This window comes from Promicromonospora sp. NPDC050249 (assembly GCF_040656015.1).
Taxonomy (GTDB): domain Bacteria; phylum Actinomycetota; class Actinomycetes; order Actinomycetales; family Cellulomonadaceae; genus Promicromonospora.
The window spans coordinates 1-12861 of record NZ_JBFAKY010000038.1 but is presented as its reverse complement, the minus strand read 5'-3'; the positions used below and the strand labels follow the sequence as shown (position 1 = coordinate 12861).

Annotated in this window: 13 protein-coding genes and 1 tRNA gene; 6 read left to right on the top strand and 8 right to left on the bottom strand. The window is 70.6% G+C overall.

Features of this window, described 5'->3' with window-relative positions; translation table 11 throughout:
- Nucleotides 1–84 precede the first annotated feature (84 nt).
- From AB0I32_RS23205 to AB0I32_RS23175, 7 genes are all read right to left on the bottom strand, one after another.
- A complete protein-coding gene (locus tag AB0I32_RS23205; RefSeq protein ID WP_357510367.1) occupies nucleotides 85–645 on the bottom strand; it encodes a hypothetical protein in 561 nt (186 codons plus the stop codon).
- A complete protein-coding gene (locus AB0I32_RS23200) occupies nucleotides 636–1268 on the bottom strand; it encodes a sigma-70 family RNA polymerase sigma factor (RefSeq protein WP_357510365.1) in 633 nt (210 codons plus the stop codon). The genes AB0I32_RS23205 and AB0I32_RS23200 overlap by 10 nt, the downstream gene beginning before the upstream one ends.
- Before the next feature lie 274 nt (nucleotides 1269–1542).
- On the bottom strand, nucleotides 1543–2259 hold the full coding sequence (gene rplA, locus AB0I32_RS23195) for a 50S ribosomal protein L1 (RefSeq protein WP_357510363.1): 717 nt from the start codon (nucleotides 2257–2259) through the stop codon (nucleotides 1543–1545).
- A gap of 111 nt (nucleotides 2260–2370) precedes the next feature.
- A complete protein-coding gene (rplK, locus tag AB0I32_RS23190; RefSeq protein WP_116673573.1) occupies nucleotides 2371–2802 on the bottom strand; it encodes a 50S ribosomal protein L11 in 432 nt (143 codons plus the stop codon).
- 74 nt (nucleotides 2803–2876) lie between these two features.
- The gene (gene nusG, locus AB0I32_RS23185) at nucleotides 2877–3704 is read right to left on the bottom strand and encodes a transcription termination/antitermination protein NusG (RefSeq protein WP_357510361.1); all 828 of its coding nucleotides are present in this window, start codon (nucleotides 3702–3704) and stop codon (nucleotides 2877–2879) included.
- 246 nt (nucleotides 3705–3950) lie between these two features.
- Nucleotides 3951–4196 (bottom strand): preprotein translocase subunit SecE, encoded by a 246-nt coding sequence (secE, locus tag AB0I32_RS23180; RefSeq protein WP_357510359.1) that lies wholly within the window; start codon nucleotides 4194–4196, stop codon nucleotides 3951–3953.
- Between the two features lie 101 nt (nucleotides 4197–4297).
- Nucleotides 4298–4373, bottom strand: a tRNA-Trp gene (locus tag AB0I32_RS23175).
- 267 nt (nucleotides 4374–4640) lie between these two features.
- Between AB0I32_RS23175 and AB0I32_RS23170 the strand changes: the two genes are divergently transcribed.
- The 4 genes from AB0I32_RS23170 (at nucleotide 4641) to AB0I32_RS23155 (ending at nucleotide 8353) form a co-directional block, all read left to right on the top strand.
- Nucleotides 4641–5558: an ABC transporter ATP-binding protein gene (locus AB0I32_RS23170; RefSeq protein WP_357510357.1), complete on the top strand. Its 918-nt coding sequence runs from the start codon at nucleotides 4641–4643 to the stop codon at nucleotides 5556–5558.
- Between the two features lie 122 nt (nucleotides 5559–5680).
- Nucleotides 5681–6463, top strand: coding sequence for an ABC transporter permease (locus AB0I32_RS23165; RefSeq protein ID WP_357510406.1), 783 nt, complete (start codon nucleotides 5681–5683; stop codon nucleotides 6461–6463).
- Entirely contained in the window at nucleotides 6453–7745 is a 1293-nt protein-coding gene (locus tag AB0I32_RS23160; RefSeq protein ID WP_357510354.1) for a sensor histidine kinase, read from the top strand. Before AB0I32_RS23165 ends, AB0I32_RS23160 begins: the two co-directional genes overlap by 11 nt.
- On the top strand, nucleotides 7742–8353 hold the full coding sequence (locus tag AB0I32_RS23155) for a response regulator transcription factor (protein WP_357444003.1): 612 nt from the start codon (nucleotides 7742–7744) through the stop codon (nucleotides 8351–8353). Before AB0I32_RS23160 ends, AB0I32_RS23155 begins: the two co-directional genes overlap by 4 nt.
- Before the next feature lie 32 nt (nucleotides 8354–8385).
- On the opposite strand, the gene AB0I32_RS23150 is transcribed toward AB0I32_RS23155, so the two are convergent.
- Complete coding sequence (locus tag AB0I32_RS23150; protein ID WP_357510352.1) at nucleotides 8386–10341, bottom strand: serine/threonine-protein kinase; 1956 nt, start codon at nucleotides 10339–10341, stop codon at nucleotides 8386–8388.
- A 183-nt stretch (nucleotides 10342–10524) separates the two neighbouring features.
- Between AB0I32_RS23150 and AB0I32_RS23145 the strand changes: the two genes are divergently transcribed.
- Both AB0I32_RS23145 and AB0I32_RS23140 read left to right on the top strand, forming a co-directional pair.
- Nucleotides 10525–11598 (top strand): adenosine deaminase, encoded by a 1074-nt coding sequence (locus AB0I32_RS23145; RefSeq protein ID WP_357510350.1) that lies wholly within the window; start codon nucleotides 10525–10527, stop codon nucleotides 11596–11598.
- A 168-nt stretch (nucleotides 11599–11766) separates the two neighbouring features.
- Entirely contained in the window at nucleotides 11767–12786 is a 1020-nt protein-coding gene (locus tag AB0I32_RS23140; protein WP_357510348.1) for a L,D-transpeptidase family protein, read from the top strand.
- The last annotated feature ends 75 nt before the right edge of the window (nucleotides 12787–12861 follow it).

Below are 12861 nucleotides of genomic sequence, written 5' to 3'. Positions count from 1 at the left end.
TCTCCATCGATAGGCGCACTCGGCCAACCCCGCCGCGCCCCCACAGCCGGGTCGGTGATTTCAGAGATTCAAATGTTCCGGAGCTCAGAGCTCGATGACCGGCGTGCTCACCGCACCGCCACCGCCGTCGGTCCTGCGCACCACCAGGCTCGCGCGGCCGCGCTCGACCGAGTCGAACGCGAACCGGCCGTCCTCGTCGGAGGCGACAGTGACGACGTCGGCCCCCGGTCGGTGCAGCTCCACGTCAAGCCCGGCCGCGGGAGCGGCCCAGCCGTCGATCCGTACCCGACCCCCGGCGGCCGGTGACAGGCTGATCATGACGGTCAGCGAGTCGTGCGTGAAGGTGATCGTCTTCGCCTCGGCAGGCGCCGTGTCGTCTGCGCGCGCTGCGGCGGCGGCCCCCCGGACGCCTGCGAGCGGCGCGTCGAGATAGACGGCCTCCATGAGGTCGGCCTCCAGGCCGGCCAGCGTGATCGCGAACAGCGAGCGCTCCACGAGGTCGCTCGGCACCGGGTCAACCGCGTCGACCAGCTCGGCAAGACGGGTCAGCACAGCCCCGTCATCGGCGTCGAGCATGCCCTTCGGGTCGTACGAGAGGTCCCCCACGGCCTCTTCGTCCTTGTTCGGTTCCGGCGTCACGTCCACGAGAAGTCCCCCTGCTCGTCGAGGATGGTCCGCAGCTTCGCCAAGCAGCGGCCACGAGTCGAGCCGATGGAACCCATCGGCATTCCGATCGCCGCCGAGATGTGCCGGTAGTCCGGCCGGTCGGCGAGCGAAACCAGACGCAGCAGCTCTTGGCAGCGTCCGGGTAGTTGTTGGAGCGACATCCACAGGATGCGATCGCGTTCCTCGCGCAGGACCTCGTCGTCCGGCAGCGGATCCTTCGCGGGAAGGGCCATCGGGTGCTCAGGGCTGTCGTCCGGGAGCTCGGTGCGGCGCTTCTCGTCGTCACGGTGCTTGCGCACGGCCTCCCAGGCGGCGCGCTTCGCCGTCACCAGGAGCCACTTCAGCACGGCTTTCGGCTCGGCTATCGAGTCCGCGTGGCGCACGAGGGCCACCCAGGTGCTCTGCACCACGTCCTCGGCGGCGTCGTGCTCGACGCCCTGCGCGCGGACCGTGTGCCACAGCAGCGGCGTCGCCTCGCGGACCAGATCACCCAGCGCCTGGTGGTTGCCCTCGCGGTACTCGGTCAAGGCGATCGCAGCGCGATCGCCGAGCGTGAGCCCGGACCCGTCGACGTCGGGCAGGGCCTCCCTTGATCCTGTCATTGCACCACGGGATTCTCTGCTGGCGGATGTCTCCACGTCCGGTGTCGGACGTGAACCACTTGGACCAACCGAGTGTACGGCGGGGGTTGCGGATCCGGGGAGATAGAACACTGTGCCCATCAGGCACTCCCCTCTCCTCGGCGCACGTCGGCTCAATGCCGCTCATCAGACAAGAGGGGCGAGCGTCGCGTTCGATACATCCTGCTGAACCCAAATCAAGAAGGCCCGCACCCCTTGCGGGATGCGGGCCTTCTTGCGCTCAGGAGAGCTCGGCTCAGGCCGAGAGCTCCTCGAGGAGCTTGGTGGTCTTGCTCTGGTCCAGCGGGATGCCGGGGCCCATCGTCGTGGCCATGGTCGCCTTGCTGATGTAGCGACCCTTCGACGACGACGGCTTGAGGCGGAGGACCTCGTCGAGCGCGGCCGCGTAGTTCTCCAGCAGCTGCGCCTCCGTGAAGGAGGACTTGCCGATGATGAAGTGCAGGTTCGCGTGCTTGTCGACGCGGAACTCGATCTTGCCGCCCTTGATGTCGGTGACAGCCTTGGTCACGTCCATCGTCACGGTGCCGGTCTTCGGGTTCGGCATGAGGCCACGGGGACCGAGCACCTTACCGAGGCGACCGACCTTGCCCATGAGGTCCGGCGTGGCAACAGCCGCGTCGAAGTCGGTGTAGCCGGCGGCCACCTTCTCGATCAGCTCGTCGCCACCGACCTCGTCGGCACCGGCCGCGCGGGCCTCCTCCGCCTTGGCGGCGTTGGCGAACACGATGACCTTGGCGGTCTTACCCGTGCCGTTCGGCAGGTTGACCGTGCCGCGGACCATCTGGTCCGCCTTGCGCGGGTCCACGCTCAGCCGGAACGCGACCTCGACGGTGGCGTCGTACTTGACCGTGGCGGTCTCCTTGGCCAGGCGGATGGCCTCGAGCGGCGAGTACAGGTTCTCGCTGTCGATCTTCTCCGCGGCGGCGAGGTACGCCTTGCTGCGCTTTGCCATGTTTTCTCTCCTTGTGGTCGTAGCGGACCTGTCGGCCCTGCCACTGTGGTGACCGACGACGTCCGCCGGTCACCTCGTGCGGTCCGGGGCTGGAAGCAACCCCGGAGGGAATCACTCCGAGACGGTGATGCCCATGGAGCGGGCGGTGCCCGCGATGATCAGCGACGCGGCGTCGAGGTCGTTCGCGTTCAGATCCTGCAGCTTGGTCGTCGCGATCTCGCGGACCTGAGCCTTCGTGATCGTCGCGACCTTGACCGTGTGCGGCGTGGGCGAGCCCTTGGGCACACCGGCGGCCTTCTTGATCAGCTCTGCGGCCGGCGGGGTCTTGGTGATGAACGTGAACGAGCGGTCCTCGTACACCGTGATCTCGACCGGGACGACGTTACCGCGCTGCGACTCGGTCGCGGCGTTGTACGCCTTGCAGAACTCCATGATGTTCACGCCGTGCTGACCGAGCGCGGGGCCGATCGGCGGGGCCGGCGTCGCGGCACCGGCGTTGATCTGCAGCTTGATGAGGCCGGAGACCTTCTTCTTCGGGGGCATGCTTTTCTACCTTCTGTTCGGTTGGGCCGACGCCGTGGGCGATGACCCGGTTGCAAATGCTGAGGGACGAACGATCAGATCTTGGCGACCTGGTTGAACCCCAGCTCGACCGGGGTCTCCCGGCCGAAGATGGAGACGAGGACCTTGAGCTTCTGGGCCTCGACGTTGATCTCGGAGATCGAGGCGGGCAGCGTGTCGAACGGACCGTCGGTCACGGTCACCGACTCGCCGACCTCGAAGTCCACGTGGACCGGGGCCTTGCCACCGGTCGACGCGCCACCACCGGCTGCCGCCTGGCCGGCCTGTGCCGGCTGCTGCAGCATGGACGGCGCGAGCATCGAGTAGATCTCGTCGAGATTCAGCGGCACCGGCTGGTGCGTGTGCCCGACGAAGCCCGTGACGCCCGGCGTGTGCCGCACGGCGCCCCACGACTCGTCGGTCAGGTCCATGCGCACGAGGACGTAACCGGGGATCCGCACCCGGCTCACGATCTTCTTCTGCGCGTTCTTGATCTCGGCGACCTCTTCCATCGGAACCTCGACCTGGAAGATGTAGTCCTCCATGTTCAGGCTCTGGATGCGGTTCTCGAGGTTGGTCTTCACGCGCTTCTCGTAACCCGCGTACGAGTGGATGACGTACCAGTCGCCGGACTGTCCGCGGAGGGTTCGCTTGAACTCCTCGGCCTCGTCCACGATGACGTCGCCGTCGGCGTCGACGGTGCGCTCGTCGGTGGCTACGCCCTCGACCTCGCTCTCGTCCGTGGTCTCGGCGTCGGTGTCGACCGGAGTCTCGGCGTCCGCAGGCACGTCGGCGTTCTCGGCGTCCAGGGGCGCGTCGACGGCCGCATCGTCGCCGTCGGACGGCGAGACGTTCTCCGTCTGGTCCAGAGAGTCCTGGGACACGAAACGAACCTGCTTTCTCTTCGTGCGCCGGGGCTGCGCCCGGCACGTGTGTGCGTACTTCTACGAGCTGTGTTCGCCCATTGTCGCGCGAAAGTGCCGCGAAGCGACAATCAGCAACAGGCGAGAACGGTCACAGCGAAGTACTGCGCAGCGTGCCCCATCTGCTTGTCCGGCGCACCCGGACCGACACCGACCGTGGTCGAGGTCGTCTACGGCTGCGTCAACGTGCCGTCGCGGAGGACCGGGTCAGCCGAAGACCCAGCCGGCGAGCATGCCGAACGCGTAGTCCAGCACCACCACGAAGAACATGACCACGATCAGGAAGACCAGCACCACTGTCGTGTACGTGATGAGCTCGGAGCGCGTCGGCGAGACGACCTTCTTGAGCTCGGCCACCACCTGGCGCACGAAGAGCGCGATTCGGGCGAAGATATTGCCGCCGCCCTTGCTCGGACGCTCCGCGGCGCTCTGGATCACCTCGGTGTCGCTCACTGCTACCCCACTCCTGTGGCCCGGCGCGCCGGCTGGCGCGGACTGGCTTGCCAGGTCCACTCACGTGGGCCCGCTGCGCGCGGCCCCGCTGGGGTTCACGCTGGCAGGGTAGACAGGACTCGAACCTGCAACCTGCGGTTTTGGAGACCGCTGCGCTACCAATTGCGCCACTACCCTCTGCGTTCGATGCCTCTGCCAAGGTAACAACTGCCTCCGGGGAGGCACGCCACTTCGGGTGAGGATCGATCACCGAGGCACAACTGTACGGTACCCAACGCTGTAGGTCGAACTCGTTCCTGACGGACCCTTGGGGTCCCGACAACTTCGACCAACGAGGGCTCGACCAGCGACGACGCGCCGGGCCGGTGTCCATCGAACGGTGGACAGCAGGTGCAGCCGAACGGGCGTCCCGCCAGGGACGTCGGCGAGAGCATGCTCGACGGTATGCAGACCTCCGACCCTCTGGCCGTGCGAGTACGCGGCCTCCGCAAGCGCTACGGCAACACACGCGCCGGCTACAAGGACGCCGTCGCGGGTCTCGACCTCGACGTCGCCGCGGGCGAGATCGTGGCGGTCCTCGGGCCCAACGGCGCGGGCAAGACCACCACGGTCGAGATCCTCGAGGGCTTCCGCGACCGCGACGACGGCGAGGTGGCGGTGCTCGGCGAGGACCCCCGGCACGCCGGACGCGCCTGGCGGGCCCGGATCGGCGTCGTCATGCAGGACTCGCGGGACATGAGCGAGCTCACCGTCCTGGAGAAGGTGCGGGCCGCCGCGGCGTCCTACCCGGACCCGCGCGACCCCGCTGAGGTCATCGCGGCAGTGGGGCTCGCGGAAAAGGCCCGGGCGCGGACGCGCGGGTTGTCCGGCGGGCAGCGGCGCCGGCTCGACGTGGCGCTCGGCATCGTGGGCAGGCCCGAGCTGCTGTTCCTCGACGAGCCCACCACCGGGTTCGACCCGCAGGCCCGCAGATCCTTCTGGGACCTGGTGACGAGCCTGCGCGACGACGGCACCACGATCCTCCTGACGACCCACTACCTCGACGAGGCGGCCCAGCTGGCCGACCGGGTGGTGGTCGTGCGTGACGGCGTGGTGGTCGCCTCGGGCACTCCCGAGACCCTTGGCGGCTCCGAGGCCCGCACACCCGTCGTCGCATGGGACGACGGCGGCGTGCGGCGCACCGAGCGGACGGACCGGCCGACGGCCGCCGTCGCCCGGCTGATCGCGAGCGCCGGACCCGACGGCGAGGTGCCCGGCCTGGCCGTGACCCGGCCGACGCTCGAGGACGTGTACCTCTCGCTGATCGGCGAGGCACCCGTTGACGGCATCGATATCGACGACCAGGGCAGGGAGGCGGCGTGATGGGCGCGACGGAGGGGACGGGGCTCGACAGGCTCGACCAGCGGGAGGTGCTCGAGGGGCGGGGTCCCGACGAGCTCGACCGACCGAAGAGAGGGCTGCCCGGCGTGCTTCGCCTGGGGCTGGTGCGCGGCGGCGTCGAGCTGCTGCAGTTCGTCCGTGAGCGCGACTCGGTGGTCTTCGGGTTCGCCTATCCGATCGTCATGCTCGCGATCTTCGCGACGGTGTTCGGCGATGACGACCCGATCGTCGCCGACGGCGTCACGCTCAGCTTCGCGCAGTACTTCCTGCCCGGCATGGTCGCGACGGGCGTCATGCTCTCGACGTACCAGACGCTCGCCATGTCGATAGCCGTCGAGCGGGACGACGGGACGCTGAAGCGTCTGCGTGCGACGCCGCTGCCCGCGACGTCGTACTTTCTCGGCAAGGTGTTCCTGTCGCTGGTCACCGTGCTCGCGCAGACGGCACTGCTGCTCGCGGTCGCGGCGCTCGTCTTCGACGTCCCGCTGCCGGACGACCCGGGACGCTGGGCCACGTTCGCCTGGGTGTTCGTGCTCGGCACGGCGGCAGGGGCCGTGTGCGGGGTCGCCTACTCGTCGGTGCCCCGTTCCGGGCGGTCCGCGAGCGCGGTGGTGGTCACGCCGCTCCTGGTCCTTCAGTTCACGTCCGGGGTCTTCTTCTCGGTCAGTCAGCTGCCCGGCTGGATGATCGACCTGTCGTCCCTGTTCCCGCTCAAGTGGATAGCGCAGGGCATGCGGTCGGTGTTCCTGCCGGACGCCTTCGCCGCGGCGGAGCCGTCCGGGGCCTGGCAGTCCGGCACGACGGCTGCTGTACTGGCGGCATGGCTGGTGGTGGGGCTCGTGATCGGCACACGGACGTTCCGGTGGCGGCGGCACGATGACGGCTGACGAGACGGCGGGCGACCAGGGCGAGGCGGACCGCGACCAGGGCCTGGAGCGCCTGTACGCCGGGTGGGAGGACCAGGTGCGGTGGTGGGACGCCGCGTTCGGCGTGATCATCGCGCTGACCGCCGTCGCGCTGGCGCTGGACGGCACGCGGGGGACGCAGCTCGCCGTCGCGTACTCGGCGATGGGCGTGATCGTGCTGGCCTACCTGCTGTGGGGCGCGCGGGCGGCCCGGACCCGGGACCAGCGGCCGGCCGTGCTGTACCTGGTGGTGCTGGTGGCCGGCACCGGGGTGACGGTGTCGCAGGGCGGTGTGGCGTCGCTCCTGCTGTTCATCGCGTTCGCGCAGGTCTGGATGCTCCTGGAGTCGATACGGCACGGTGTGGTCGGCTGTGTCGCCCTGACGGCGGCGGTGTCGGTCGGCATCTCGTCGCAGTACGACTTCGACGTCGCGGTCATGGGCGAGGTGGTGCCGCAGATGCTGGTCACCCTCGTGTTCGCGATCGGGCTCGGGCTGTGGTTCCACGTGGCGATGCGCCGGGCCGAGGAGCAGGTGCGGCTGCTCGGCCAGCTGCACGCCACACAGAAGCAGCTGGCGCTGACCAGCCACGAGGCGGGGGTCCTGGCCGAGCGCGAGCGCCTGGCCCGCGAGATCCACGACACGCTCGCCCAGGGGTTCACGAGCGTGGTGATGCAGGCGCAGGCCGCGACGGCGGCCCTCGACATCGGGGACGACGCCGCGGTGCGCGAGCGGCTGCACGTCGTGGAGGACACGGCCCGCGACAACCTCGCCGAGGCCCGCGCCCTGGTGGCGGCGTTCGCTCCCGTGGCGCTGCAGGACGCGTCGCTCCCCCAGGCGCTCGGCCGGCTCGGTAGCCGGTTCGCCGAGGAGACCGCTCTTGCGGTGGCCGTGGAGACGGACCGGGTCGGGTCGCTGTCGCCGACCGTCGAGGTGGTGCTGCTGCGGGCAGCGCAGGAGGCGTTCGCGAACGTGCGACGGCATGCGCGGGCGCGCTCCGTCGTCGTGCGGCTGGGGCAGGCGGAGGGAGAGGTGACGCTCACGGTGTCCGACGACGGGCGCGGGTTCGACGCGGAAGCCGTCGACGGGTTCGGGCTGGCGGGGATGCGGGAGCGCCTACGGTCGGCGGGCGGCACGCTGGCGGTCGGGCCGGGGGACGACGGCGGCACCACGCTGTGCGCCCGGGTACCGGTCGATGGGCAGGTCGGCCCGGCGGCACGCACCGCTGCCGGAGAACACGAGAGGACACGGGGGGTGGCGGGATGATCCGGGTGCTGGTGGTGGACGACCATCCGGTGGTGCGGTCGGGCCTGGCGGGCATGCTGAGCGTCGAGGACGACCTGGAGGTGGTCGGCGAGGCCGCCGACGGGCAGGAGGCAGTGGCCCTCGCGGCGTCGCTGCGGCCTGACGTCGTGCTCATGGACCTGCGCATGCCGGTGCTCGACGGCGTGGCCGCGACCGCAGGGATAGTGGGCACCGGACCCCGCGTAGTGGTGCTGACCACCTACGACACCGACGCCGACATCCTGCGCGCCGTCGAGGCCGGGGCAACCGGCTACCTGCTCAAGGACACGCCCCGCGCCGAGCTGGTCGCTGGGGTTCGTGCGGCGGCCCGTGGCGAGACCGTGCTGGCCCCCAGCGTGGCGACACGCCTGGTCAGCTCAGTACGCAGCTCTGCGGAACGGCCCTCTGCCCGAGAAGCGGAGGTGCTCGCGCTCGTGGCGCTCGGCCGGTCGAACGCACAGGTCGGGCGCGAGCTGTCCATCACGGAGGCGACGGTCAAGACGCATCTCATCCGGGCGTTCGCCAAGCTCGGTGTCGCCGACCGGACGGCAGCGGTGACCGTGGCCAGGGAGCGGGGCTGGATCGCCTGATCGCCGGTCGCCGCCCCGCCCCGGGAAGCGGCCTAGCGACCATCGCCGTCGGCGGGCGCCGACGGGTCGCCGCCCGCTTCTCCCCCGTCGGTCGGCTCGCCCGTCGGCTCGACCGGCTCGTCGGTAGGCGTCACCTCCGGGCTGGGGGTCGGCGTGGGGGTCGGGGTCGGCGTCGGCGTCGGGGTGGGAGACGGCGTCGGCGTCGGGGTGGGAGTCGGCGTCGGGGTGGGAGTCGGCGTCGGCGTGGGGGTCGGCGTCGGTGTCGGCGTCGGCGTGAACTCGTCGTCGTTGTTGTCGGACGGACTCGGGACGGGCGACGACGACGGAGTCGGCGTCGGATCGTCAGTGATCGTACTGACGGTCGGCGTGGGAGTCGGCGTGCCCTGGCTGTTGAGGATGTTCGCGATCACCAGACCTGCACCGCCGAGCACGAGCAGCGCGAACACGATGATCGTGATCACGCGGCCGCGCCCGGTCGTCAGGGGGTGCCACCACTTCCGCTCCTCCTCTGGCACCGCCGGGTAGGGGCCGATCGGAGGCGGCCCTACCGAGGGCGGTGCGGACACCATGGTCGGCGCCGCGCCGGACGCACCCTGGGCCCCGGCAGCGGCTGCCGCCCCTGCGACACCCGCTCCGACGGCCGCGGCGCCCACGGCGCCGACCATCATGGTCCGGTCGGTGCCCTCGTCGACCTGGCCCAGCTTCATGGTCCCCGAGCCGGCCCCCGCACCGAGGACCGGGTCGATCACCTCGGTGCCGCCGGCGCCCACGCCGAGCTGCATGGTCTCGCCGCTGGTTCCGAGCCGGCCGGCGGGGCCGCCGAGCAGGATCGTCACGGTCCCGCGCATCGCCTCGGCGGTGGGGAACCGGCGCCCCGGGTCCTTGGCCATCGCACGCGACACGAGGCGGTCCACGGACGCCGGAACGGCCGCACGGCGCGCCGAGGCCGCAGGAACCGGCGCGTTCACGTGCGCCCGCAGGACGTCCTCCGCCTGCGCCCGCTCGTAGGGCGCGTGCCCGGTGAGCGTGTAGTACGCGAGCGCACCGACGGCGTAGATGTCGCTGCGCGCGTCGAGCGGCTTGCCCCGCGCCTGCTCCGGCGACATCCCGATGACGGAACCGGCCACCGTCGCGCCGTCACCGTCGCCACCCGCGGGCCGGGTGAGCCCGAGGTCCAGCAGCCCGACGACGTACGTGCCGTCGGCCTGCTTGTCGACCATCACGTTGCGGGGAGCGACGTCGCGGTGCACGAGACCTGCCGCGTGCACGGCGCCGAGCGCCTCCAGCAGGCCGTCGACGATCGCCAGCGCGTCGCGCCAGGGCAGGCCGTGGTCGCCCGCGAGGTCGGACAGGGAGACGCCCGGCATCCGGTTCATGACCGTCCAGGGGACGTTCGCGCCTGCGACGTCGTCCTCGCCCGAGTCCAGCACCTTCACGACGCCCGGGTGGTCCACCAGCGCCGAGGCCTCGACCTCGCGTCGCAGGGAGTCGCGGGCGTTCTGGTCGTCGACGAGGTGGGGGTGCAGCACCTTGACCACGAGCGGCTGGTCGAGGTCGACCTCGGGCTCGTCCGGTTCGGCGTCCGCGGGAGCTGTCGTGGTCTCGGCGTCCGCAGCGTCGGCGTCGTCGGCACCGGACGTCTCGTCGTCGGACGTCCCGCCGGACTCGGCCTCGTCGGCGTTGGCCTCGTCGGCGTCGGCCTCGTCGGCGTCGGTCTCGTCGGCGTCGGGCTTTTCGGCGTCGGGCTCTTTGGCGTCTGCTTCAGCGGTGCCGGTCTCTCCGTCGGCGCCGGTCTCTCCGTCGGCGCCGGTGTCGCCGTCGCCGCTCGCCGCGGGCTCCGGACCCGCAGGGGGTGCGACACGTTGCGCCTCGTAGACCGTGAACGTTGCGCCAGTGCCGAGAACGTCGACCAGCTCGTACTTACCGCCGAGAACGACGTGCACCGAATGCTCTGCGGCGTTGTCCTCGCTCGTGGTCTCTTCGCTCACTGGTTCACCGGTGTCCGTGGTTGCGCATCGAGTAAATCAGTCATTTCGGCTATCTGGGGCATGTTCTTCTCAGGATACGGAGCGGAGCGCACGCACACCAAAGATGGACGGCGGGATGTGTGAGTAGTGCGGAGTATCACGTTCCCGGCTGCCGCCGGAGCACCGCTTTGCCAGACTACGCAGATGCGCGACCTCGCACTCCTCCCCAAGGCGCACCTCCACCTCCACTTCACCGGATCCATGCGGGTGCCGACGCTCGTCGACATGGCAGCCGCGTACCAGGTCCGGCTGCCCGAAGCGCTCATCGACAACGACCCGCTGCGCCTGCCCGCCACCGAGCGTGGCTGGTTCCGTTTCCAGCGCCTGTACGACGCCGCCCGCGCCTGCGTGCGCTCGGAGGCCGACATGCGCCGCCTGGTCGACGAGGCCGCGGCGGACGACGCCGCCGAGGGCTCCGGCCGGCTCGAGATCCAGGTGGACCCGACCTCTTATGCCCCGTTCGTGGGCGGTATCACCCCCGCCGTCGAGATAGTCATCGACGCCGCCCAGGCCGCGAGCGCCGCTCACGGCATCGAGGTGGGCGTGATCATCGCGGCGTCGCGCATGAGACATCCGCTCGACGCGCGCACGCTCGCCCGGCTCGCCGCCCGGTACGCGGGCGACGGCGTGGGCGAGGTGGTGGGCTTCGGGCTGTCGAACGACGAGCGCCGCGGGGACACGTCCCAGTTCGGGCACGCTTTCGAGATCGCGCGCCGCGCCGGCCTCGCGGCCGTGCCGCACGGTGGCGAGCTGCTGGGACCCGACCACATCAGCGAGGTCATGCGGGAGCTCGTTCCCGACCGGATAGGGCACGGCGTGCGCGCCGCGGAGGACGAGCGGCTCCTCGACGAGATCGTGAACCGTGGTGTGGCCCTCGAGGTGAACCCGGGCTCGAACATCGGCCTCGGCGTGTACAGCGAGGCGGGCGAGGTGCCGCTGCGCACCCTGGTGGATGCGGGGGCGATGGTGGCGCTCGGCGCCGACGACCCGCTGCTGTTCGGATCGCGGCTCGTCGACCAGTACGAGATCGCGCGGAGCGCGCACGGTTTCACCGATCCGGAGCTCGCCGGGCTCGCGGCGTCGTCGATCCGGGCGAGCCGGGCGTCGTCGAGCACCAAGGAACGGCTCCTGGCCGGCGTCGACGCGTGGTTGCTGGCTCCTGATCCCGCTGACACCCTGGACGCGCTCCCTGCGGGCGGCACTGTGACTGTCGGGTGACGACCGCCATCGGGTGGCGATCACGATTGGGTGACGATCGACCGACGCAACCATCGTGGACACCCGCGCGTCAGTGGGAGATACAGGACACTCGCGAGGGGACGACGTCGTCTCGCGAGTGCGGTACTGCACCACCACCCCAGAAGGTGCAGTCGAGGAGGAGTCACGATGCGGGTAATGCACGGCAGGCCGGCCCCTGGTGTGGGCACGGCAGTCGGTAAGAGGGTCCTTGGCTCGCTGGGCGCGGTCGCGCTGACGGTGGGCCTGCTGTCGGCCTGCGACGGCGGCGAGCAGCCACCTGTGGACACGCCGGCGACGAGCTCGCCCAGCCCGGAGGAGAGCGCCCCGAGCCCGGGGCCGAGCGCCGAGGAACCGGAGCCGGAGGCTTCGGCGAGCGAGCCGTCGTCCGAGCCCAGCGGCGACGGCGCTGACGAGGGTGCCGGGGAGGACGCCGGCGACGGCACCGCGAAGCCCGGCGAGGACGAGGGCGACGAATCGTCCGAGCCGGGCGACGGCACGTCGCAGGGTGAGGGAAAGCCCGAGGGCAAGGGGGGTGACAAGGACCCGAAGGAGGAGCCCGAGAAGCCCGACTACATCGAGTACGGCGAGGTCAGCGCCCGGGTGGGCAAGCTGCAGCAGCGGCTGAAGGACCTCGGCTACTTCGTCACCTCCGTCGACAAGGCGTACGGCGGCGAGACGCAGCAGGCGATCTTCGCGCTGCAGAAGGCGGGTGGCCTGTACCGCGACGGCGTGGTGGGTGACGCCACGCAGAACGCGGCGGACGACGGCGTCGTGCCCAAGGCGCAGACGTCGTCGGGCAAGGTGCTCGAGATAGACGTCGACCGGCAGCTCGTGCTGGCCGTCGAGAACGGCAAGGTCGTCAAGATCATCAACGCGTCGTCCGGCAACGGGGAGACGTACGAGGCGAAGGGCGCCACCTACACCGCGTACACGCCGCGCGGGTCGTTCGCCGTGTTCCGCGAGGTGAACGGGATGCACTCGTCGACGCTCGAGCTGGGCGACATGTGGCGGCCCAAGTTCTTCACCGGCGGCATCGCGGTGCACGGCTCGGCGTCGGTGCCCGCGTTCCCGGCGTCGCACGGATGCGTGCGTGTGTCGAACAGCGCGATGGACTGGATCTGGGACACGTGGGGAGCGCCGTCGGGCACCCCGGTAGTCGTCTACTGACTTTTCTGCCGAAGTAGAGCGTCTGTCCGACCCTGGCCGCGCCGGGGTGGGGCAGACGGAGGGCTTCGGGCGAGG

Excerpts from the sequence above, each read along its gene's own strand:
- AB0I32_RS23140 (WP_357510348.1), top strand. The coding sequence starts at position 11,767 with ATGCGGGTAATGCACGGCAGGCCGGCCCCTGGTGTGGGCACGGCAGTC.
- rplA (WP_357510363.1), bottom strand. The coding sequence starts at position 2,259 with ATGGCAAAGCGCAGCAAGGCGTACCTCGCCGCCGCGGAGAAGATCGAC.
- AB0I32_RS23160 (WP_357510354.1), top strand. The coding sequence starts at position 6,453 with ATGACGGCTGACGAGACGGCGGGCGACCAGGGCGAGGCGGACCGCGAC.
- AB0I32_RS23170 (WP_357510357.1), top strand. The coding sequence starts at position 4,641 with ATGCAGACCTCCGACCCTCTGGCCGTGCGAGTACGCGGCCTCCGCAAG.
- AB0I32_RS23145 (WP_357510350.1), top strand. The coding sequence starts at position 10,525 with ATGCGCGACCTCGCACTCCTCCCCAAGGCGCACCTCCACCTCCACTTC.
- AB0I32_RS23200 (WP_357510365.1), bottom strand. The coding sequence starts at position 1,268 with ATGACAGGATCAAGGGAGGCCCTGCCCGACGTCGACGGGTCCGGGCTC.
- rplK (WP_116673573.1), bottom strand. The coding sequence starts at position 2,802 with ATGCCCCCGAAGAAGAAGGTCTCCGGCCTCATCAAGCTGCAGATCAAC.
- AB0I32_RS23155 (WP_357444003.1), top strand. The coding sequence starts at position 7,742 with ATGATCCGGGTGCTGGTGGTGGACGACCATCCGGTGGTGCGGTCGGGC.